16 protein-coding genes and 1 tRNA gene are annotated in these 18,520 nt (G+C 65.4%); 3 read left to right on the top strand and 14 right to left on the bottom strand.

Features of this window, described 5'->3' with window-relative positions; genetic code table 11:
* Positions 1 to 18: 18 nt before the first annotated feature.
* Positions 19 to 4,134: a DNA-directed RNA polymerase subunit beta gene (gene rpoB / locus AAC050_RS14050; protein WP_339915715.1), complete on the bottom strand. Its 4,116-nt coding sequence runs from the start codon at positions 4,132 to 4,134 to the stop codon at positions 19 to 21.
* Positions 4,135 to 4,471: 337 nt separating this feature from the next.
* Between rpoB and AAC050_RS14045 the strand changes: the two genes are divergently transcribed.
* From AAC050_RS14045 to AAC050_RS14035, 3 genes are all read left to right on the top strand, one after another.
* The gene (locus AAC050_RS14045) at positions 4,472 to 4,990 is read left to right on the top strand and encodes an FKBP-type peptidyl-prolyl cis-trans isomerase (protein WP_339915714.1); all 519 of its coding nucleotides are present in this window, start codon (positions 4,472 to 4,474) and stop codon (positions 4,988 to 4,990) included.
* A gap of 81 nt (positions 4,991 to 5,071) precedes the next feature.
* On the top strand, positions 5,072 to 7,033 hold the full coding sequence (locus AAC050_RS14040) for a peptidase M61 (RefSeq protein ID WP_339915713.1): 1,962 nt from the start codon (positions 5,072 to 5,074) through the stop codon (positions 7,031 to 7,033).
* Positions 7,034 to 7,148: 115 nt separating this feature from the next.
* Positions 7,149 to 9,125, top strand: coding sequence for a peptidase M61 (locus AAC050_RS14035; RefSeq protein WP_339915712.1), 1,977 nt, complete (start codon positions 7,149 to 7,151; stop codon positions 9,123 to 9,125).
* A 46-nt stretch (positions 9,126 to 9,171) separates the two neighbouring features.
* Here AAC050_RS14035 and AAC050_RS14030 read toward each other — a convergent pair whose 3' ends face one another.
* From AAC050_RS14030 to AAC050_RS13970, 13 genes are all read right to left on the bottom strand, one after another.
* On the bottom strand, positions 9,172 to 9,846 hold the full coding sequence (locus AAC050_RS14030) for a type 1 glutamine amidotransferase domain-containing protein (RefSeq protein WP_339915711.1): 675 nt from the start codon (positions 9,844 to 9,846) through the stop codon (positions 9,172 to 9,174).
* 138 nt (positions 9,847 to 9,984) lie between these two features.
* Positions 9,985 to 10,368, bottom strand: coding sequence for a 50S ribosomal protein L7/L12 (gene rplL / locus AAC050_RS14025; protein ID WP_339915710.1), 384 nt, complete (start codon positions 10,366 to 10,368; stop codon positions 9,985 to 9,987).
* Between the two features lie 66 nt (positions 10,369 to 10,434).
* On the bottom strand, positions 10,435 to 10,950 hold the full coding sequence (gene rplJ, locus AAC050_RS14020; protein WP_339915709.1) for a 50S ribosomal protein L10: 516 nt from the start codon (positions 10,948 to 10,950) through the stop codon (positions 10,435 to 10,437).
* 382 nt (positions 10,951 to 11,332) lie between these two features.
* Positions 11,333 to 11,914: a DUF2059 domain-containing protein gene (locus AAC050_RS14015; protein WP_339915708.1), complete on the bottom strand. Its 582-nt coding sequence runs from the start codon at positions 11,912 to 11,914 to the stop codon at positions 11,333 to 11,335.
* A 96-nt stretch (positions 11,915 to 12,010) separates the two neighbouring features.
* The gene (locus AAC050_RS14010; protein WP_339915707.1) at positions 12,011 to 12,472 is read right to left on the bottom strand and encodes an NUDIX hydrolase; all 462 of its coding nucleotides are present in this window, start codon (positions 12,470 to 12,472) and stop codon (positions 12,011 to 12,013) included.
* 150 nt (positions 12,473 to 12,622) lie between these two features.
* Complete coding sequence (gene rplA, locus AAC050_RS14005; protein ID WP_339915706.1) at positions 12,623 to 13,312, bottom strand: 50S ribosomal protein L1; 690 nt, start codon at positions 13,310 to 13,312, stop codon at positions 12,623 to 12,625.
* A gap of 4 nt (positions 13,313 to 13,316) precedes the next feature.
* Positions 13,317 to 13,748: a 50S ribosomal protein L11 gene (rplK, locus tag AAC050_RS14000; protein ID WP_339915705.1), complete on the bottom strand. Its 432-nt coding sequence runs from the start codon at positions 13,746 to 13,748 to the stop codon at positions 13,317 to 13,319.
* Positions 13,749 to 14,011: 263 nt separating this feature from the next.
* Positions 14,012 to 14,593, bottom strand: coding sequence for a transcription termination/antitermination protein NusG (gene nusG / locus AAC050_RS13995; RefSeq protein ID WP_339915704.1), 582 nt, complete (start codon positions 14,591 to 14,593; stop codon positions 14,012 to 14,014).
* 10 nt (positions 14,594 to 14,603) lie between these two features.
* Positions 14,604 to 14,894: a preprotein translocase subunit SecE gene (secE, locus tag AAC050_RS13990; RefSeq protein WP_339915703.1), complete on the bottom strand. Its 291-nt coding sequence runs from the start codon at positions 14,892 to 14,894 to the stop codon at positions 14,604 to 14,606.
* A gap of 71 nt (positions 14,895 to 14,965) precedes the next feature.
* Positions 14,966 to 15,041, bottom strand: a tRNA-Trp gene (locus AAC050_RS13985).
* Positions 15,042 to 15,183: 142 nt separating this feature from the next.
* Entirely contained in the window at positions 15,184 to 16,518 is a 1,335-nt protein-coding gene (locus AAC050_RS13980; RefSeq protein WP_339915702.1) for a hemolysin family protein, read from the bottom strand.
* A gap of 93 nt (positions 16,519 to 16,611) precedes the next feature.
* On the bottom strand, positions 16,612 to 16,743 hold the full coding sequence (locus AAC050_RS13975) for a hypothetical protein (protein ID WP_339915701.1): 132 nt from the start codon (positions 16,741 to 16,743) through the stop codon (positions 16,612 to 16,614).
* Positions 16,744 to 16,920: 177 nt separating this feature from the next.
* Positions 16,921 to 18,246: a mechanosensitive ion channel gene (locus tag AAC050_RS13970; RefSeq protein WP_339915700.1), complete on the bottom strand. Its 1,326-nt coding sequence runs from the start codon at positions 18,244 to 18,246 to the stop codon at positions 16,921 to 16,923.
* Positions 18,247 to 18,520 lie beyond the last annotated feature (274 nt).

The raw sequence follows: 18,520 nt of genomic DNA, 5'->3' as shown, positions 1-18,520 counted from the left end.
GAGGGTTCATCCGGTCAGTCAGCTGTTCTCCAGCTCCACGTTCAGACCCAGCGAACGCATTTCCTTGATGAGAACGTTGAAGCTCTCGGGAATGCCCGCCTCGAAGCTGTCGTCGCCACGGACGATGGCCTCGTAGACCTTGGTGCGGCCGGCGACGTCGTCGGACTTCACCGTCAGCATCTCCTGCAGGGTGTAGGCGGCGCCGTAGGCCTCGAGCGCCCACACCTCCATTTCCCCGAAGCGCTGTCCGCCGAACTGGGCCTTGCCGCCCAGCGGCTGCTGGGTAACCAGCGAGTACGGTCCGATCGAACGGGCGTGGATCTTGTCGTCCACCAGGTGGTGCAGTTTCAGCATGTAGATGTAGCCGACCGTGACCGGACGCTTGAACTGCTCGCCGGTCTGGCCGTCATAGACGACCGACTGACCCGAGCGATCCAGACCCGCCTTCTCCAGCAGATCCTCGATGTCCACGATGTGGGCACCGTCGAACACCGGGGTGGCGAACGGAACGCCCTTGGACAGGTTGCGGGCCAGCTCGACCAGATCGTCCTCGCTGTCGGGCAGCGGCGTATCCTTGCCGTAGATGCTCGACAGGTGGTCGATCAGCGCCTGCTTCTGGCCGCCCTGTTGCCAGGCCTCCAGCAGTCCGGCGATCTGCTTGCCCAGACCGGCCGCAGCCCAGCCCAGGTGGGTTTCGAAGATCTGGCCGATGTTCATGCGCGAGGGCACGCCCAGCGGGTTCAGAACGACGTCGACCGAGGTCCCGTCCTCAAGGTGCGGCATGTCCTCGATCGGCAGGATCTTGGAGATAACACCCTTGTTGCCGTGACGACCGGCCATCTTGTCACCGGGCTGAAGCTTGCGCTTCACGGCCACGAAGACCTTGACCATCTTCATCACGCCCGGGGGCAGTTCATCACCGCGCTGGAGCTTCTCGACCTTGTCCTCGAAGCGACGGTCGAGCGCCTTGCGGGCATTTTCGAACTGGGCCTTCATGGCCTCCAGCTCGCCCATCGCCTTCTCGTCGTCGAGAGCGATCTGCCACCACAGACCGCGCGACAGGTCGGCCATCTTCTCGGCCGTGACCACACCGCGACCCAGGCCCTTGGGACCCGAGACGGCGTTCTTGCCGAGGACCAGAGGCTGCAGGCGGCCGTAGACGTTGCGCTCAAGAATGGCGAGCTCGTCGTCACGGTCCTTGCCGAGGCGTTCGATTTCCGACCGCTCGATGGCGATGGCCCGCTCGTCCTTGTCGACGCCGTGACGGTTGAAGACCCGCACGTCGACGATGGTGCCGGCGACGCCCGGGGGCAGACGCAGGGAGGTGTCACGGACGTCAGAGGCCTTCTCGCCGAAGATGGCGCGCAGCAGCTTCTCTTCCGGGGTCATCGGGCTCTCGCCCTTGGGCGTGACCTTGCCGCACAGGATGTCGCCCGGCTGGACCTCGGCCCCGATCGCCACGATGCCCGCCTCGTCGAGGTTGCGCAGGGCTTCCTCGCCGACGTTGGGGATGTCGCGGGTGATCTCTTCCGGTCCCAGCTTGGTGTCGCGGGCCATGACCTCGAACTCCTCGATGTGGATCGAGGTGAAGACGTCGTCGCGCACGATACGCTCGGAGATCAGGATCGAGTCTTCGAAATTGTAGCCGTTCCACGGCATGAAGGCGACGAGGGCGTTACGCCCCAGCGCCAGCTCACCCAGGTCCGTCGACGGGCCGTCAGCGATGATGTCACCGACCTTGACCTCATCGCCCACGCGCACGATCGGGCGCTGGTTGATGCAGGTCGACTGGTTGGACCGCTGGAACTTCGACAGGCGATAGATATCGACGCCCGAACGGCCGGCATCCAGCTCGTTGGTCGCCCGGACCACGATCCGGGTACCGTCGATCTGTTCGACCACACCGTCACGACGGGCCACGACCACGGCACCGGAGTCGATGGCGACCACCGATTCCATGCCGGTACCGACCAGCGGCGCGTCCGACTGGACCAGCGGCACGGCCTGACGCTGCATGTTCGCGCCCATCAGGGCCCGGTTGGCGTCATCGTTCTCGAGGAAGGGGATCAGGGCCGCGGCGACCGAAACCACCTGCTTCGGCGACACGTCCATCATGTCGACGTCAGCCTTGATCAGCAGCTGGGATTCGCCGTTGATCCGGCCGGGGACCAGGTCCTCGACGATCTCGCCATTCTTGAGGGCGATGTTGGCCTGGGCGATCGTGTATTTCGACTCCTCCATGGCCGAGATGTAGACCACCTCGTCCGTAGCCTTGCCGTCCTTGACGCGACGGTAGGGGCTCTCGATGAAGCCGTATTTGTTGACCCGCGCGTGGGTGGCCAGCGAGTTGATCAGGCCAATGTTCGGGCCTTCCGGGGTCTCGATGGGGCAGATGCGGCCGTAGTGGGTCGGGTGCACGTCCCGGACCTCGAAGCCGGCACGCTCGCGCGTCAGACCGCCCGGGCCAAGCGCCGAAAGGCGACGCTTGTGGGTGATCTCGGACAGCGGGTTGGTCTGGTCCATGAACTGCGACAGCTGCGAGGAGCCGAAGAATTCACGCACCGAGGCCGCGGCCGGCTTGGCGTTGATCAGGTCATGCGGCATCACGGTGTCGATATCGACCGAGCTCATCCGCTCCTTGATCGCCCGCTCCATGCGCAGCAGGCCGACGCGGTACTGGTTCTCCAGCAGCTCGCCGACCGAACGCACCCGGCGGTTGCCGAGGTTGTCGATGTCGTCGATCTCGCCACGGCCGTCCTTCAGGCCGACGAGGATCTTCAGCACTTCCAGCACGTCATCCTTGCGCAGGACGCGGATCTCGTCCGAGACGTCCAGCTCGAGGCGCATGTTCATCTTCACGCGGCCCACGGCCGACAGGTCGTAACGCTCCGAGTCGAAGAACAGCGAGTTGAACATCGCTTCGGCCGCTTCAGGGGTGGGCGGCTCGCCCGGACGCATCACGCGATAGACGTCGAACAGGGCGTCCTCACGGGCACCGTTCTTGTCCACCCGCAGGGTGTTGCGCATGTAGGCCCCGACCGTGACGTGGTCGATGTCGAGCACGTCGATGGTGGTGAAGCCGTTGGTCTCCAGCAGCTCGATCGACTCGGCGTCCAGTTCGTCACCGGCCTCGACGTAGATCTCGCCGGTCTCATGATTGACGGCGTCCGAGGCCAGATATTTGGTCAGCAGGGCGTCCGCGGCCAGCGACAGCGACTTCAGGCCGCCGTCGGCCAGCTTCTTGGCGGCACGGGCGCTGATCTTGTGACCCGCCTGGGCCACCACTTCACCGGTGTCGGCGTCGACCAGGTCGAACTCCGGCTTCACACCGCGCCAGCGCTCGGGCTTGTAGGGGGTGACCCAGCCTTCGCCACGCTTCTCGTAGGGAACGGTCTCGTAGAAGGTCCGCAGGATCTCCTCACCGTCCATGCCCAGGGCATAGAGGAAGGTGGTCGCCGGCAGTTTGCGGCGACGGTCGATGCGGACATAGACCACGTCCTTGGCGTCGAACTCGAAGTCGAGCCACGAACCGCGGTACGGAATGACGCGGGCGGCGAACAGCAGCTTGCCCGACGAGTGGGTCTTGCCCTTGTCGTGGTCGAAGAAGACGCCCGGCGAACGGTGCATCTGCGAGACGATCACGCGCTCGGTGCCGTTGACGATGAAGGTACCCTTGTCCGTCATCAGGGGGATGTCCCCCATGTAGACGTCCTGCTCCTTGATGTCCTTGACCGAACGGGCTCCGGTTTCCTCGTCCGCCTCGAACACGATCAGGCGCAGCTTGACCTTCAGCGGCGCGGCATAGGTCATGTCGCGCTGGATGCATTCCTCGACGTCGTATTTGGGCTGCTCGAACTCGTACGAGACATATTCCAGGACGGCGCGCTCGTTGAAGTCCTTGATCGGGAACACCGACTTGAAGACAGCCTCGATGCCCTGATCCTTGCGCGGGCCCGTGACCACGTCGCGTTGCAGGAACTGTTCGTAAGAGGCGCGCTGAACCTCGATCAGGTTCGGCATCTTCACCGCTTCGGGGATTCGCCCGAAGGATTTGCGAATGCGCTTCTTGCCGGTGAAGGACGTGGCGAGGGCGATCTGACCGCTCAGGGCGAGACCGGCTGTGGTATTGGCCATTCTTGTTTCCCAATTCGCACGGGTGCCGCCCGGGGGGAGCGGGGAACCCTGCGTCAAATGCAGCAACAGCCGCGCCGGCGCACGGGTGCGCTGTCGCGGCTTCGGTTTCTTGGTGCCCACCCTCGATCCGTCAGGACCAGGGCACCAGCAATGTGAAGCTCCCTTGGGGAGGAGCGCGCCTTCGCTCTGGTCGGAGGGTAACGGACCAGGCCTCGGCGCTTTCGCGCGGACTCATCAGAGTTGTGCGGAACCGGGATGTATACTCGCTTTTCTGACGAAATAAAGGCCCTGTCGAGAAGTCTGGCAAATTCCGCGCCGACCCTGCTAGCGTCACCCCATGAAGCGCATCCTCATCACCGCCCCGATCCTCGTCACCTTCGCCCTGGCCGCCTGTGCCACGGCCCCGACGCCCCCCTCCCCGGTTGTTCCGACGGGCCCGGCCACCCAGGCAAACTGGGATGCGGGCCAGACCGCCTATCTGGCCTGGAACGGCCAGCGTCGCGGCTGGACCACCACCGCCAGCGGCCTGCAGTATCGCCGTGAGGGCCGCGCCCATCCCGCCGGCCGCCAGCCCACGTCCACCGACACGGTGCGCGTCCACTACGCCGGCACCTTCATCGACGGCCGCGAGTTCGACAGCTCATACACCCGCGGCGAGCCCGCCGAATTCCCGCTGAACCGGGTCATCAAGGGCTGGACCGAGGGCGTGGCCCTGATGCACGAGGGCGAGACCTTCCAGTTCGTCATCCCGGCAGACCTGGCCTATGGTTCACGCTGGGTCGGCGGCGACGAACTGCCGCCCAACTCGACCCTGCTGTTCAAGGTCGAACTGCTGGCCGTCCTGCCCGCGAACTGATCGCCTCACCCCTTGACGTTACGATGTAACAGGCGTGATCTCTCGCCTGCTGCGCACCCGCGGCTGTCAGGATTCCGGTTCATGTCGTTCCCGCGTTCCGCCGTCTCCGTCTGCGCCCTGGCACTGCTGTCCGCCACACCGGCCTTCGCCCAGGCCCGGCTCGAGACGGCACCGCCGGTCGCGGCCCCGGCCCTGCCCATGGCCCTGCCGCCGATCCCGGCCGCGCGTGATCTGGCCTGGCCCGGCGTGGTTCGCCTCGACGTCGACGCCACCGACCTGAACCGCCGCATCTTCCGGGTGCGTGAAACCATCCCGGTCGAACGTCCCGGCGAGATGACCCTGTATTTCCCCGAATGGCTGCCCGGCGACCACGGGCCGGTCGGGCCGGTCTCCCAACTGGCGGGCCTGATCATCAGCGGGGGCGGCCAGCGCATCGAATGGGTGCGCGACACCCTGCACCCCCTCGCCTTCCACATCGTCGTCCCCGACGGAGTCCGCGAGATCACAGCCGATTTCCAGCACCTGTCGCCGACTACGGACGATCAGGGCCGCATCACCATGACCGCCGAGATGCTCAACATCCAGTGGGAGAAAATGCTGCTCTATCCGGCCGGTCGCTACAGCCGGAACATCACCATGCAGGCCAGCGCCACCCTGCCTGCCGGCTGGAGTCTGGGCACCGCCCTGGAGACGGAATCGACAGCCGGCGGCACCACCACCTTCAAGCCCGTTCCCCTCGACGTCCTGGTCGACAGTCCGGTCTTCGCCGGGGTCCATTTCCGCCGCATCGACCTCGATCCCGGTGGCCGCTCGCCGGTGCATCTGGATATCGTCGCCGACAGTGCGGGCAATATCGCCCCGACCGACGACCAGATCGGCATCCTGCGCGCGCTGGTACAGCAGGCCGACCGCCTGTACGGGGCGCGCCACTTCGACCACTATGATTTCCTGATGGCCATGACCGACCGTCTCGGCGGCATCGGGCTGGAGCATCACCGCTCGTCCGAGAACAGCGTCGACCCCGGCTTCTTCACCGACTGGGCGACGAAGCTGGGCGACCGTGACCTGCTGCCGCACGAATACACACACTCATGGAACGGCAAATACCGTCGTCCGGCCGACCAGAACGTCGCCAACTACAATGTGCCGCTGCAGGATTCCCTGTTGTGGGTCTATGAGGGCCAGACCCAGTTCTGGGGCAAGGTCCTGGCCGTGCGCTCAGGCCTGCACAGCAAGCAGCAGGGGCTCGACGCTTTGGCCCTGGACGCCGCCAGCTATGATCATGTGGTCGGCCGCGCATGGCGCGCCCTGCAGGACACCACCAATGATCCGATCATCACCCGGAGGGCCCCGATCGGCTGGCGCAGCTGGCAGCGCAGCGAGGACTACTATGTCGAGGGCCAGCTGATCTGGCTCGACGCCGACACCCTGATCCGCGAGAAGACCGGCGGTCGCAAGGGGCTGGACGACTTCGCCCGTGCCTTCTTCGGCGTCGATGACGGGGCCTATGGCGAAAACCCCTACACCTTCGACGACGTGGTGCGGACGCTGAACGGCGTGGTCGAGCACGACTGGGCCACCTTCCTGCGCAGCCGTCTCGACGGCCACGGCCCCGGGGCTCCGCTCGACGGCCTGACCCGTGGCGGCTACCGCCTCGTCTATACCGACACCCCCAGCGACTATCAGAAGACGCTGTACGCCGAGCGCGGCCGCAGCGACTTCGCCTGGTCGCTGGGCATCGTCACCTCGCCCACCAACAGCATCGGCAGCGTCCAGTGGGACAGCCCGGCCTTCCGCGCCGGACTGGCCGTCGGCATGCAGGTCATCGCGGTCAACGGCGCGGCAGCCTCGGCCGACGTGCTGGCCCGGGCGATCACCGCGGCCAAGGGTACCGACGCCCCGATCAGCCTGATCATCAAGGACGGTGACCACTACCGCACCGTGGCCCTCGACTGGCACGACGGCCTGAAATACCCGCACCTCGAGCGGATCGAGGGCACGCCGGACCGGCTGGGCGACCTGTTCAGCCCGCGCCGGCGCTAGGTCTGCTCGCCCCGTCGCGCTGGAGAGGCTTTACGCTCGGGCGCGAACCCGCCACCGTAGAGTCTCACCGCGCCGGTCCGGGCGCGTCTCCTGATCAACCTGCGTGCGAGAGTCCATGTCCCACATCCGTCTCCCCGCCACCGTCCTTGCCCTGCTGCTGGCGACGACGGCCCTGCCCGCCCTGGCCCAGAGTCCCGGCACGCCCTGGGTCACCGATGCGCGCGAGGCCGCCCTCGCCCTGCCCCGGGCCCAGCCGGTGATCCCGGCCCCGCAGGACCGGCCCTTTCCCGGGGTGATCACCTACCAGGCCGACGTCACCGACCTCGAGCACCGCATCATCTCGGTGCACCAGACCGTGCCGGTCAACGCCGGACCCCTGACCCTGCTCTATCCGCGTTACCTGCCCGGCAACCACGCCGGCACCGGCCCGATTCAGCTGCTGGCCGGCGTCACCGTCACCGGCGGCGGCCAGCGGATCGAATGGCTGCGCGACACCATCGACCCCTATGCCTTCCATCTCGACATCCCCGCCGGGGTCAGCGAGATCGCCGTCGACTTCCAGTGGCTGACCCAACCCGACAGCAGCGAGTGGCGCGTCGTCATGACGCCGGCCATCGTCAATATGGAGTGGGAAAAGGCCATCCTCTATCCGGCCGGCTATTTCTCCAACCAGATCCAGGTCGCCGCCTCGATCCGCCTGCCCGAGGGCTGGAACTACGGCACGGCCCTGACCACCACTGCATTCGAGAACGGCGTGGCCACCTTCGCCCCGACCGACCTCTACACCCTGATCGACAGCCCGATGTTCGCCGGGGCCCATTTCCGCCGGATCGACATCGACCCGACCGGTGACAGCGTCCATCTGAACATCGTCGCCGACGAGGCCGCGGACATCGCCCCGACCGCCGACCAGCTGGCCCTGTTCGAAAACCTCGTCGGCCAGGCCGACCGGCTGTTCGGGTCGCGCCATTTCGACCACTATGAGTTCCTCGTGGCCATGACCGACCAGCTGGGCGGCATCGGTCTCGAGCATCATCGTTCGTCCGAGAACACCGTCAGTCCCGACTTCTTCACCGACTGGAGCGCCAGCGCCGGCGGCCGCTCCCTGCTGCCGCACGAATTCACCCATTCCTGGAACGGCAAATTCCGCCGCCCGGCCGACGAGCTGACCGCCAACTACAACGTGCCCAGCCAGAACACCCTGCTGTGGGTCTATGAGGGCCAGACCCAGTACTGGGGCGATGTGCTGTCGGCCCGGTCAGGCCTGGCCAGCCGGGATGTCGCCATCGCCAACCTGGCCACGGTCGCGGCCTTCTACGATACCCAGCCGGGCCGTCAGTGGCGGGCCCTGCAGGACACCGACAACCACAACCTGCTGGGCTACCGCGTCCCCGGCCAGTATCCGTCATGGATGCGCGGCACCGGCGACTATTACCGCGAGAGCCAGCTGATCTGGCTCGATGCCGATACCCTGATCCGCGAGGGCACCCGCGATCGCAAATCGCTCGACGATTTCGCCCATGCCTTCTTCGGCGTCGACGACGGCGTCTTCACCCCGCGCGGCTATACGTTCGACGAACTGGTCGCGGCGCTGAACGCCGTCTATCCGCACGACTGGGCCGGCTTCCTGCGCGACCGGCTCGACGCGGTCGGCCCGGACGCCCGCGCCCCGCTCGACGGCATCACCCGGGCCGGCTGGCGTCTGACCTGGGTCGACAGCCTGACCCCGGTCGAGAAGTCGGTCCAGGGCGGCTGGGCCCGCGACTTCCAGTATTCGCTGGGCTTCACCCTGTCGGGTCCGGACAACAGCCTGGCCAACATCCGCTGGGACGGCCCGGCCTTTCGCCTCGGCATCGGGGCCGGCTGGAAGCTGGTCGCGGTCAACGGCACCACCGCCGACCCCGCGGCGCTGCGCGACGCCGTCACCGCGGCCAAAGGCACCGACGCCCCGCTCGAGCTGCTGCTGAAGTCCGGCGACCGTTTCCGTACCGTGGCCTTCGACTATCACGACGGCCTGCGCTACCCGCGTCTGGTGCGCATCGAGGGCACCCGCGACCGGCTGGCCGACATCTACGCGCCCCGGCGGCGTTGACGGAATGGGCGGCGGGCCTTGGCCCACCGCCCGCGTCCACCCAGACCTACAGCAGCTTCAGCAGGGCCTCGGCCGCCTCACGCGACGAGGCCGGGTTCTGGCCCGTGACCAGCTTGCCGTCGGTGACCACATAGGACCCCCAGTCGGGCCCCTTGGAATAGTCGCCGCCATTGGCCTTGAGCATGTCCTCCACGAGGAAGGGCACAATCCCGGTCAGGCCGACGGCCTCTTCCTCGCTGTTGGTGAATCCGGCGACCTTGCGGCCCTTGACCAGAAACGCTCCGTCCGCACCTTTCACATGCCGGAACACGCCGGGCGCGTGACAGACCGCGGCCACCGGTTTGTCGGCCCTGGCGAAGGCTTCGATCAGGGCGATCGAGGTCTTGTCTTCGGCCAGGTCCCACAGCGGGCCGTGGCCGCCGGGATAGAAGACGGCGTCAAAGTCGCCGGCCGACACACTGTCCAGCCGCACCGTATTGGCCAGCACCTTTTGCGCGGCCTCGTCGTCCTTGAAGCGGCGGGTGTCGTCGCTCTGGGCGTCCGGTGCGTCGCTCTTGGGATCCAGCGGCGGCTGCCCGCCCTTCGGCGAGGCGACGACGATGTCGGCCCCGGCGTCCTGCAACGCATAATAAGGCGCGGCGAATTCCTCGAGCCAGAAACCGGTCTTCTCGCCGGTGTCACCGAGTTGATCGTGCGAGGTCAGTACCATCAGGATTTTCATGGGGGCGTCCTTCGTTCGGGGGGAGCTACGCAGATGGGGTCCATCGCGGCTGTCGCCAGTCCAAACGCATACGGGCCCGGTGGTTTCCCACCGGGCCCGCTGAAGTTTTGCGATCCGGTCCCGAAGGACCGGGCCAGATTACTTGATCTGGATGGTCGCGCCGGCTTCTTCCAGCTTCTTCTTGGTCTCTTCAGCGATCTGCTTGGAGACGTTCTCGAGGACGTTCTGCGGAGCGCCTTCGACCAGGTCCTTGGCTTCCTTGAGGCCCAGGTCCGAGCGAACGCCGCGAACTTCTTTAATCACGTTGATTTTCTTGTCGCCGCCCGAGACGAGCACGACGGTGAACTCGGTCTGCTCTTCGGCGGCTTCGGCCGGAGCAGCACCACCACCGGCCGGCATGGCCATGGCGACGGGAGCAGCGGCGCTGACGCCCCACTTTTCTTCAAGCAGCTTGGACAGTTCGGCAGCTTCCAGAACGGTCAGTTTGGACAGGTCTTCAACGATTTTGGCGAGATCGGCCATGGGATGTTTCCTTCGGAGGATTGGGTTTCAGTAGAGAGTTTGCAGAGATGAAAGAGGCGGGTCCGCTTACGCGGCGTCCTTGGCGGCATAAGCGCTGAACACGCGAGCCAGTTGAGACGCCGGGGCTTGCACGACGCCGGCGATCTTGGTCGCAGGCGCGTTGAGCAGGCCCAGAATCGAGGCGCGGAGCTGGTCCAGCGACGGCAGTTTGGAGAGAACCTCCACGCCTTTCGCGTCCAGAACCTTGTCACCCATGAAGCCGCCGAGAACGACGAAGCGGTCGTTGGCCTTGGCGTATTCAGCGGTAACCTTGGCGGCCGTCACCGCGTCGTTGGCATAGGCGATGCCCACGGGACCCTTGAACAGGCCGTGGTAGTCGCTGCCTTCAGCGGCTTCGAGCGCCTTGAGCGCCAGGCGATTCTTGATCACCTTGAACGTGCCGGACTCCTTGCGGAGGCGGCCACGCAGATCTTCCATTTCCGCAACGGTCAGACCCAGGTTGTGGGTCACGACCACGGCGCCCGCGTCGGCGAAAACGCCCTTGAGCGTTTCGATCGACTCGGCTTTTTGAGCGCGGTCCATTGCGGTCTCCAGTCTGGTATTCACCGCCGGGCTTATTCCCGACGATGGCCCCGGCATTCCTATGGAATGCCGAGCGAGACGTTTCAGCAAAATCCGAGGATTTTGCTGTCCCAAAGCGCCGCGCATCGCTGCGAGACGGTCAGGCCGGTCGTATTGTCCGAAGGATGCTCAAACCCCGACGTCCGGAACCCGGAGCGTCTGGCGTCGTCTGCGTCCCCATCTCCCCACGGCACCAGAGGGCCCTCTGGCAGTTATGGCGCGGGTGACCCCCGTGCCCCGAAGTTCTCGGACAGGACCGTCACGGGCAGGGCCTGTGACGGGAAGCGGCGCTCTTACAGGGGAACCGTGGGGAAATCAACGGCCCCGGGGATATCGGCCGTCGCTATTTACGGCGGGCCGGGGCCGGCGTCCCCGCCGGCGACGGCAGACCGGCTCCGGCATACATCGCGGCCCGCACCTCAACCGGATCGCAGCCATAGTGTTCGCACATCCGGACCGCCATCTTGTCAAACATCCGCGGCATGACTGACATCACCGCTGCGGTGGCCACGGGCAGAAGCTCAAAAGTCTTGGCGATAATTGTCCGTCCCTCGGGTGTGTCATAAAAGGCCAGCAGCGCCTCGAGTTCGGATTCCGAAAAGCCGTTGGCATAGACCGGCACCATCTGATCCATCATCGCCGGCACCAGATCGCCGACCAATTCACCGGTCAGACCAGTAAGGAAACGCCGGTCCTCATCCGGCAGGTTCCGCCCCTCGGTCTGAACCTGGACCTCCACCATGGCCTGAATCGCTGTCCGCAGCTGTTCGCCCTGTATCAGATCGATATAGCGACGGCTCAGGGCCAGCTGGCGCGCGGTCACCGTGGTTTCCCCAGCCTGGGCCGGGATCTCCCGCGCCTCCACCCCGGCCGGTGAGGCCAGACACAGAACGGCTACCAGTGCCGTAACCCCCGTCAGTCGCATTGAATTTCCCCCGATGCGTTACTTCCCGGGTCACACTCTCGAGTTGTGTCTGATCTGGCAATCCCGTAAAGCGAAAAACATGGCCTCGGACCGACCTCAGCCGGCCGGACGTGCGCTCAGAAAGGCAAAGGCCTCGATCAGGGCCTTGAGCTCCGGCTCATCCACACGCTGTGACGCGGTCTCCGGCGTCACCCATTCCCGTTCGCGCTCTTCGCGCTCGGGCCACTGGTCGAGGATCTCGGTGACCTGCAGCGGAAACACATCCACGGCGCACAACTGGGTCTTGTCGCCCTTCAACCGTTTCAGATAGCGGAACATGCCCAGCGGCTCGCTGGTGATGTCGCCCCGGATCCCGGCCTCCTCAAAGGCCTCCTGGGCCGCGGCCTCGTGCGCCGCCCGGTCCTTCATCGGCCAGCCCTTGGGGATGACCCAGCGCTTCGTCTCGCGCGAGGTGATCAGCAGGATCTCCAGCCCACGCGCGCCCGTCCGCCACGGCAGGGCCGCGAACTGATGGCGCCGGTCCCGCCGGTAAATCTTGTTGGTCTTGTTTTTGGTCAATTCAATCCTGTCCTGTCGGCGTCCGCCGCCCTCCGCGCCGACAGCGGCGAAGGCCGACAGCAACCATCCGCCACCGGATGATTCGTCACAAACGAAAACGGCGGCAGGGATCGCTCCCCGCCGCCGCAATCATTCAACCGGTAAGGTCGGTCAGGCGTTCAGCGAAGCCGGATCGATCTTGAAACCGGGGCCCATCGTCGAGGACAGGCTGATACGCTTCACATAGGTACCCTTGGCACCCGACGGACGGGCCCGCGACAGGGCGTCGACATAGGCCTTCACGTTGGCTTCCAGGGCTTCCTGGGTGAACGAGGCCTTGCCGATCCCGCCGTGCACGATGCCGGCCTTCTCGACGCGGAACTCGACTGCACCGCCCTTGGCGTCCTTGACCGCTTGCGCGACGTTCGGGGTCACCGTGCCGACCTTGGGGTTGGGCATCAGGCCGCGCGGGCCCAGCACCTTACCCAGACGACCGACCAGGGCCATCATGTCCGGCGACGCGATGACGCGATCGAAGTCCATGAAGCCGCCGTTGATCTTCTCGTACAGATCCTCGGCACCGACGATGTCGGCTCCGGCGGCCAGGGCCTCGGCCGCCTTGGCGTCCTTGGCGAAGACGGCGACGCGAACGTCACGGCCCGTACCCGACGGCAGGTTGACCACGCCGCGGACCTGCTGGTCAGCGTGACGCGGGTCGACGCCCAGGTTGACGGCGATCTCGATCGACTCGTCGAATTTGGCGGTGGCATTCGCCTTGACGGCCTTGATGGCCTCGGCGAACGACAGGTTGGCTTCACGGTCGCCCGTCCAGGCCTTCATACGCTTGGTTTGCTTGGTCATGTGCTCAGCCCTCCACGACGTTCAGGCCCATGGCCTTGGCCGAACCCTCGATGATCTTGGTCGCGGCATCGAGATCGTTGGCGTTCAGGTCCTTCATCTTCTTCTCGGCGATCTCGCGCAGCTGGCTGCGGGTGACCTTGCCGACCACTTCGCGGCCGGTCAGCTTCGAGCCCGACTTCAGCTTGGTCGCCTCCTTCAGGAACCAGGTCGCCGGCGGCGTCTTGGTGATGAAGGTGAAGCTCTTGTCCTGATAGACGGTGATCACGGTCGGCAGGGGCGTGCCCTTGCCGACGTTCTCGGTGCGCGCGTTGAACTCCTTGCAGAAGCCCATGATGTTGACGCCGCGCTGGCCCAGTGCGGGGCCGATCGGGGGCGAGGGCGTGGCGGAAGCCGCCGGCACCTGCAGTTTGATATAGCCCAGAATTTTCTTGGCCATTGGTCTCTCCTGTGAGTGACCCGGGGTTCAGTCCGGGCCGGTGAGCCGTGGTCCGGCATGGCTGCCTCCCACGGATTTATGCGGGCGAACCCGCACCGCTCCCTGCGGAGCGAGGCGCGCGTGTAGCAAGGGCGGGCCGGAAAAGCAAACGGCGGCCCCGGGGGACCGCCGCTGCGATATGTGTCGTCTTTACCGGATGTGGCGGATGTCTCCGCCGCCGATGTGTCGCCTGTCTCGCCCGGATGTCCTGCCCGGGAACGATTCTAGCCGCTGTTCTTCTCGACCTGATTGTATTCCAGATCCACCGGGGTCGGACGGCCGAAGATAGACACGGCCACACGCAGGCGGGCGTTGTCCTCGTCGACGCTTTCGACCTGGCCCTCGAAACTGGCGAAGGGACCGTCAATGACCTTGACGGTCTCGCCGATGTCGAAGCGGATGGTGGGTTTCGGACGTTCGACGCCCTCCTCCACCTGACCGATGATGTTCTGGACCTCACGCTCGGACACCGGCAGGGGCTTGGTGCCGCCCGCCGCGCCGAGGAAGCCGGTGACCTTCGGCGTGTTCTTGACCAGGTGATAGGCCTCGTCGGTCATCTCCATCTTCGCCAACACATAGCCGGGGAAGAATTTGCGTTCCGAGTTGATCTTGCGACCGCGCCGGATCTCGACGACGTCCTCGGTCGGCACCAGGATTTCCGAAAAACACTCGGTCAGGCCCTGCTGGCGAGCCTGGTCCTGGATATGCTGGGACACCTTCTTCTCGAAATTCGAGTAGGCGTGGATGATGTACCATTTGTGCCGCGGATTGGCGGCCGGTTTGGTCTCGGGCGCTGCATCAGTCATGCGCGTCTCCTTATTGGCCGAAAGCGAGGACGTATTGGGAAATGATGGTCAGGCCGGCGTCGACAACCCAGAAGAAGATCGAGGCGATGACCACCATGATGAAAACCATCACGGAGGTGATCCAGGTTTCCTTGCGGCTCGGCCAGACGATCTTGCGACCTTCCGCACGAACCTGGCTGAAGAACTGCGGAATGGAGACACGCTTCTTCGGCACCGGCGTGTCGACTGCGACCGTCTGCGCCGCCGGAGCGGTTTTCATTCCCATCGTGCGACGACCGCCGGGGGTCTTGGCCTTGGCCATTCAGCGTCTCTTCAAACTCTTGATCCTGCCCGTTCAGATAGGAAGTCCCATCCGGCGGTAACAGGGGGAAATGGCAGGAGTGGAGGGACTCGAACCCACGACCCTCGGTTTTGGAGACCGATGCTCTACCAGCTGAGCTACACTCCTGTAGTGCCCGGACAAAGCACAACGCGCCGTGGGTCACCCCATCGGCGCGTGGTCCTCGCCAGACCGGGGCGTATGCCCGAGCGGAGGCGGGTTTTCAAGGGCAATCCGCCCCCGGACACGGCGATTGCGGCCGGGGCGCGGATCAGTTGTCCCGACGGGCGGCCCTGGCCTGGGCCTCGTCCTCGGCCTTGACCACCTGACGGAACAGAAGCTTGTCGATCCGGCGGTCGTCCATGTCGATGATCTCGACCTCAAACCGGCCCAGCTGCAGCACCTCACCCTCGCCCGGGACCCGCGACAACTGGTGCAGCACCAGGCCGGCGACGGTGTGGAAACTCTCGTTCTCGCCGAAATCCTCGCCCAGCATGTCGCACAGGTCGTCGAGGTCGGTGCGGCCGTCCACCATCCAGTTGCCGTCGGCCAGCTGGGTGACGAAGCCGGTGGGCTCATCGTGGCTCTCGTTGAAGTCGCCGGCGATCATCTCGAGAATATCAGTAGCCGTGACCACGCCCTCGAAGGCCCCGTATTCATCGACGATGAAAGCCATGTGGACATGGGTGCCCTTCAGGATCTCCAGCGCCTTCAGCACCGAGGTCGACTGCGGAATAAAGGCCGGCGTCTTGACGTGTTTCTCGACCTCCAGCTCCCCGCTGGTCAGATACGAGTCCAGCAAGTCCTTCTTGTGCACCACCCCGATCGGATGATCCAGATCACCGTCGCGGGCCACCACGATGCGGGAATAGGGGCAGACCCGGATTTCCTCACGCAGCACCTCGGCCGAATCGGCCAGGGCGACCCAGAAGACATCGGTGCGCGGTGTCATCGCCACCCGCACCGGCCGGTCGCCCAGGCGCAGAATTTCCTCGATCATCACCTGTTCCTCAGGCTCGATCAGGCCGGCCGACGTGCCCTCGGCCAGGATGGTCTCGACCTCCTCCTGGGTCACATCGGTGCCGTCGCGGTCCTTGACCCCCATGATCCGGAGGATCGCCGAGGTCGAGGCCGTCAGCAGCACCACGAACGGGTTCAGCACGACGGCCAGGCTGGAAATCGGCGCGGCCATCTTGGCGGCGATGGTCTCGGGGAAAATCAGGGCCAGACGTTTGGGCACCAGCTCGCCGACGATCAGCGAGACATAGGTGATGCAGACCACGACCAGGGCGGTCGAGAAAATCTGGGTGTAATCGACCAGGGCCGGAAACTGGGCCTCGAGAATCTTGTCCAGCTCTCCGGCGATGGTGGCCTGGCCATAGGCACCCGCCAGAATACCGATCAGAGTGATGCCGACCTGGACCGCTGACAGGAAGTGGGTCGGATCCTCGGCCAGCCTCAGGGCGGCACGTGCCCCCTTGTCCCCGCGCTCGGCCCGGCTTTGCAGCTTGGATTTACGAGACGAGACGACCGCGAGCTCGGTCATGGCGAACAGGCCGTTGAGCACCACGAGGAGCAGAACGACAACGATGGCGATGGCTAACATCTAGGAGGAGATAGACCGGCGCGGCGCGACAGTCGGCGTCCGCAGGGGGATATTAGAAGAGGTTTCGGCTTTCCGCCACGTTTTCCTTGAATCTCAGCCGCGGGGACCGGTGTCGACGGCTCCGTAGGGCCCGCGCACATCGGCATTTCCCGGGATTACCGCAGCACAGGCGGACATGCCGATCAGGGTGCCGATGAACAGACCGATGCGAAGCGCACGCAACATGATTACCAAATCCCTAACGTTCAGATTGCGAACGTAGAGGCCGGTTTTCGGTTGCGCTCAAGTCCTTGCCCCTGACAGGCAACCCCTTAACCGTACCAGGTCACCTGCCAGGCGAACCCGACCGGACAGCAGAACGGGCGGCCCCTTGCGAAGGCCGCCCGCCCTGTCAGTAGCCGATCAGACCTGGCTGCGCGGCTTGGTCGTCGACTTCGGGGCCTTGGTCAGCTTGTCAGCCCACGACTGGGCCACCTGCCCGGCCGCAGTGCGTCCACCCAGACCAAAGGCCAGGGCTGCGGCGACGGCCGCGGCACCCAGAACCAGACCGAAGGCCAGTATGACGATTTCATCGGCAATGCCCATGAAGCTCAGACCCATGGCTGTAGCCAGGGCGATGGTTGCCCAGCGCACGATGGTCGAGGCGAAGCGATCCGCCCCGTCCGTTCCACGGTTGATGGCATTGCTCAGAACGTCGGCCAGGATCACGCCGGCGACGATGATGACACCGCCGGTCACGATCCGCACCGCCAGACTCAGCACCTCCTCAACGAGGGCCGCGACAGCACCGAATTCCAGCAGGCGAGCCGCTTCTATCGCTGTAAAGGCGACGATGGCGACCATGGCCAGCAGGCCGACGATGCGCGACGGGGTCAGCGAACGCGACACCGACTTGTCACCCATGGCGCGCGCCGTCGCCGGCGTCACGTCACCGGCATAGGGAGCGGCGACCTCGGCCGAAGCCCCTTCGGGGCGGGCCGATGACAGGCTGACAAAGCCACTGATGCTGCGGTCAAATCCGGTGGCCGGCAGCACCCGTTCGATGACCTGGGCGACCCAGCGACCGATGAACCAGCCGATGGCCAGAACGATCGCGGCAGCCAGGACCCGCGGGATGGCGTCGAAGACCGTGGCCAGAACGGCGACGGCCGGAACGGTCAGGGACTCAATGCTCAGCTGTTCCAGCGCCGCAATGGTGATCGGGATCAAGATCAGCACGAACACCAACGTACCGATGGCGGTACTCACACCGGTCGACCCGGTGGCCCGCGCCAGACCGGCCCGGTCCAGCCAGGCGTCGGCGCTTACAGCCTTCAGGGCGGCTTCGGTCACCCGGCGTGCCAGGGTAGCGACGATGTAGCCAATGAAGAAGATGAGGACCGCGCCGAGAATGCTGGGCAGGAAGGACGCGACCTGATTCAGCAAGGTGTTCAGCGGGGTGACGACCTGTCCCAGGTTCAGCACACCCAGGGCAGCGACGACGCCGAACAGCAGGATCAGCCAGAAGGCCACATCACCCAGGCTGTTGCCGATCGAATGTTTCGGGTTTTCACTGAGGTTGGCCTTGGCCGCGCCCGGGATCCGGTCGACCCCCTTGGCCAGCGCCCATTTGATCGCGGTGCCGATGGCCCACGCGCCGACGAGGATAAGCAGCGCGCCCAGCCCCTTCGGCAGCCAGACCTGAATCAAGGCGTCCCAGCCTATGAATTCGTATCTTGCGTTGTACATTCTACCCTCCCTTGTCCACGCCTCGGGGTCGAAACGCTCCTGCAGAGCTAACGGCTCCGGTTCAATGGCGTTCCGGGGACAAAGAAAAACCCCCGCCGGTTTGCACCGGCGGGGGTTCTGTTTTTGGGCCTATGCTCGCCTCGCGGAGGGCTCGCGGCCTGAGGCCGGACGGGCGCTCATGCAGCGAGCGACCGCGTCGCGAGCGTTAGCGGACCAGGGTCGACTACTCGATGATCTTGGCGACGACGCCGGCACCGACGGTGCGGCCGCCTTC

The organism is uncultured Brevundimonas sp. (genome assembly GCF_963974615.1).
Lineage (GTDB): Bacteria > Pseudomonadota > Alphaproteobacteria > Caulobacterales > Caulobacteraceae > Brevundimonas.
Note: the sequence above shows the minus strand (reverse complement) of the source record. Positions and strands in the feature narration are given on the sequence as shown.

Bases quoted from the DNA above. Each gene is read 5' to 3' on its own strand.
- AAC050_RS14040 (WP_339915713.1), top strand. From the start codon at position 5,072: ATGTCGTTCCCGCGTTCCGCCGTCTCCGTCTGCGCCCTGGCACTGCTG.
- rplL (WP_339915710.1), bottom strand. From the start codon at position 10,368: ATGGCCGATCTCGCCAAAATCGTTGAAGACCTGTCCAAACTGACCGTT.
- AAC050_RS14015 (WP_339915708.1), bottom strand. From the start codon at position 11,914: ATGCGACTGACGGGGGTTACGGCACTGGTAGCCGTTCTGTGTCTGGCC.
- rplA (WP_339915706.1), bottom strand. From the start codon at position 13,312: ATGACCAAGCAAACCAAGCGTATGAAGGCCTGGACGGGCGACCGTGAA.
- rplK (WP_339915705.1), bottom strand. From the start codon at position 13,748: ATGGCCAAGAAAATTCTGGGCTATATCAAACTGCAGGTGCCGGCGGCT.
- AAC050_RS14030 (WP_339915711.1), bottom strand. From the start codon at position 9,846: ATGAAAATCCTGATGGTACTGACCTCGCACGATCAACTCGGTGACACC.
- AAC050_RS14035 (WP_339915712.1), top strand. From the start codon at position 7,149: ATGTCCCACATCCGTCTCCCCGCCACCGTCCTTGCCCTGCTGCTGGCG.
- AAC050_RS14045 (WP_339915714.1), top strand. From the start codon at position 4,472: ATGAAGCGCATCCTCATCACCGCCCCGATCCTCGTCACCTTCGCCCTG.
- AAC050_RS13970 (WP_339915700.1), bottom strand. From the start codon at position 18,246: ATGTACAACGCAAGATACGAATTCATAGGCTGGGACGCCTTGATTCAG.
- rplJ (WP_339915709.1), bottom strand. From the start codon at position 10,950: ATGGACCGCGCTCAAAAAGCCGAGTCGATCGAAACGCTCAAGGGCGTT.
- AAC050_RS13980 (WP_339915702.1), bottom strand. From the start codon at position 16,518: ATGTTAGCCATCGCCATCGTTGTCGTTCTGCTCCTCGTGGTGCTCAAC.
- nusG (WP_339915704.1), bottom strand. From the start codon at position 14,593: ATGACTGATGCAGCGCCCGAGACCAAACCGGCCGCCAATCCGCGGCAC.
- secE (WP_339915703.1), bottom strand. From the start codon at position 14,894: ATGGCCAAGGCCAAGACCCCCGGCGGTCGTCGCACGATGGGAATGAAA.
- AAC050_RS13975 (WP_339915701.1), bottom strand. From the start codon at position 16,743: ATGTTGCGTGCGCTTCGCATCGGTCTGTTCATCGGCACCCTGATCGGC.
- rpoB (WP_339915715.1), bottom strand. From the start codon at position 4,134: ATGGCCAATACCACAGCCGGTCTCGCCCTGAGCGGTCAGATCGCCCTC.